This is a genomic window from Dendronalium phyllosphericum CENA369 (genome assembly GCF_016056275.1).
Lineage (GTDB): Bacteria > Cyanobacteriota > Cyanobacteriia > Cyanobacteriales > Nostocaceae > Dendronalium > Dendronalium phyllosphericum.
Window position 1 is genome coordinate 1 of sequence record NZ_JAECZA010000329.1, and the last position, 1,721, is coordinate 1,721.

General features: G+C 40.6%; 1 protein-coding gene. It reads right to left on the reverse strand.

Annotated features, from left to right (window positions below; all coding sequences use genetic code 11):
- Window positions 1–66: 66 nt before the first annotated feature.
- A protein-coding gene (locus I8752_RS36635) for a transposase (protein WP_225896148.1) occupies window positions 67–1,559 on the reverse strand; the annotation gives its coding sequence in 2 pieces (ribosomal slippage) (window positions 67–668 and window positions 668–1,559; 1,494 coding nt in all).
- Between the last annotated feature and the right edge of the window lie 162 nt (window positions 1,560–1,721).

Genomic DNA, 1,721 nt, shown 5'->3' on the forward strand with positions numbered 1-1,721 from the left:
TTATTAAACACCTTAAAGACAATAAATCATAGTCAATACAGTTTTTTTCTAGAAGCGCAAAGTTTGCTAGAGGAGTAACTTCTCAAGAGTATCCAAGAAAGCTTCAGGATTTCGACGGAATCGAAGTTGTTGAATGCGATGGAGTTGATGTTGGCGTAAATCAGAGCGTAATTGTTGCCAATTCTGTACGCAAACCTGAGCCAAATCCTGGGCTGTAAAACAATGAAGTGCAGTAGCAATGGCTGAAGCTAATTGAACTGTGCCTCGAATTACAATTGATGAAGCAGCGACTTTACGACCAGTACAACGACGTTGATGATGTCGTAAAACACCAAAAGCCTGTTCAAGGTCATTATTGGTTCGAGGTAAACCTTCAACATCATAACAATGAAAAAGTCCAGACCAATAACTACGAGTAATCTTTAAGAAATGAGTAATACCAGGCTCTAAAGAACCTGCTTTACCTTTCTGATGTGACATGGAATCGAGTAAAAATTGAAAACTTTGTTTGACTTCAATTGCATCAAGGCCAGTTTCGTTGTTTAGAATCTCTGCGGCTTGATAAATCCAGTTATAAGCAACAGTAATTGGAGCAAATAAAGATGCTGTTTGTTCTAGTCCTTTGGAAACAATTTGTTTGAGCTTGATTAAGGGTTTTGGTAAGCCCCTTTTTTAGCCACCCGTTCTAGACTTGCTTCAATTAAACTTAGACGTTCTTGTAGTTTTAATCCAGAAGCGTCTAGGGGTGGACGACCATCATTCGTCAAGGAACCACGTACAGCTAAACAATATCCACGAACCACTTCAGACGTAGCTTGGTCACACTCATTAATACTACGTTCAATCTGGCGTATCCCCCGAACCTGCTTTTTTAGTTCCTTTTTTGCGTGCCTATCTGCTTCATAAATCACCTTGGCTGCTTCCTTTAAATAGTGAAAATGGCATAAACCATGAGCGATTCCAGGCAATGCGACTTCAACAGCTTTACGAATTGACTGTTGTCCGTCACTTATGACTCCATCAATCTCTACATCAAGAGTATTTTTCACTTCCAATAGCAAAGCGGCTAAATCCTCATTTCTTGATGATAATAAACTTTTCGCCAGCAAAATTTCTCCTGATAAACAATCACGAATCACCCATAGTACTTCATGCCCAACATCCGGTTGCATCCCATCAATTGCTAATATCAATCCCCCTTGTTTTTTGGCGATGGCTTTAAGTCTTGAGTGGTCACTTAACCACAGTGCAACCAATTCGTCATATCTTTCTAACAGGTAAATAACGCTTCGCTCGCTTACTTCTACACCGCGATTACGAAGTTGTTGATGAATTTGAGGTATGCTTCTGTGTTCTTGATAACGCAACGCTCCTACCAGTGCAATCACATCTAACCCGAATTCCTGTTGTGGTAATGCCCACGAACCTTCCTGCTCTGGTCGATACTTAATTTTGTAACGCTCACAAGAGCTATTTTGACAACGGCGAATTTTCAACAGTAGTTGTATCACTCCTTTAAGAGTTCTCACACGTCGCAGATTGTTGTACTCATTCCACATGGGTTTGCCGCAACTGGGACAATTCTGTTGCACGCATTCTAGTACTTCAGATGATGTCGCTTTTGGTTGAGGGCTTTTTCTTACCATTCATGCACCACATATTCTCTGTGTTCCCTAGTTTACTTGAATATCTGACCCTCTCTAGCAAAATTTGCGCTTCTA